General features: G+C 68.1%; 2 protein-coding genes. Both read left to right on the top strand.

Annotated features, from left to right (window positions below):
- Positions 1 to 449 (top strand): hypothetical protein (locus tag C471_RS08405; protein ID WP_004048146.1); only part of this gene is annotated, 449 nt, incomplete at its 5' end.
- Positions 446 to 755, top strand: a 310-nt coding sequence (locus C471_RS08400; RefSeq protein ID WP_004048144.1) for a hypothetical protein, incomplete at its 3' end; no start/stop codon positions are given. The genes C471_RS08405 and C471_RS08400, both read left to right, overlap by 4 nt.

Below are 755 nucleotides of genomic sequence, written 5' to 3'. Positions count from 1 at the left end.
ACCCGCTCCTCAGTCCGCCGTCGACGAACCTCGACACCGGGAACTGGGACGCCGACGGCCCGATCGCCGGGTGGCGCGTCGAATGCGATCGCGACGGTCGCGTCCTCGACTACGTCATCGAGTCGACGTGGGACCGGAAGGGCTGTTTCTGCCTCCTCACGCGGGTGACGGAGTATATCGTCCTCGGCCGACACCACGGCCCGGAGCGGATCGGCGAGTCCGAGACCTACTACCGTGGGTACGTCCACGCGCCGGCGGTCGAGTCGCTGCCGAAGGGCTGCTTCGGGACGACGATCGTCGACTGCGAGAATCAGGACGGCTGGTTCGTGTGGGACGAGCGGGCGTTCTCGAACGGCTACTCGCACACGAAGACCGTCAGCGAAGTCGCCCACCGAAAGACCGAACGGCTCGCCGACGCCGCCGCGCAACGTCGCGAGGGGGAGATATGAGCACCGAGAACGCCTCGACGCCGTCCCGCCCGCTCCCACGCGTCCGTATCGACCAGCCCGGCGCCGAACGCGGCGCCGACGACGTGCGCGCCCACCTCGACGAAGACCAGTGCGTGCTCTGTGGCGCCCCCGACGCACCCCGTGTGCTCGTTGAAATCCCGTGGACCGGGAAGCGTGGACTCCGGCGTGTCTGTCGCGGCCACTCGGAGCACCCCGACCACCCCGGATACGCCAGTACGGAGAACCCGGACCAGTACCGGTTCTGTGAGGCGTGCGGGACCTGTCTCTTATACACATCTCTGATGG

The sequence above is a fragment of the Halorubrum saccharovorum DSM 1137 genome (assembly GCF_000337915.1).
Taxonomy (GTDB): domain Archaea; phylum Halobacteriota; class Halobacteria; order Halobacteriales; family Haloferacaceae; genus Halorubrum; species Halorubrum saccharovorum.
The sequence above is the reverse complement of the archived record's forward strand: the minus strand, read 5'-3'. Positions and strand labels throughout refer to the sequence as shown.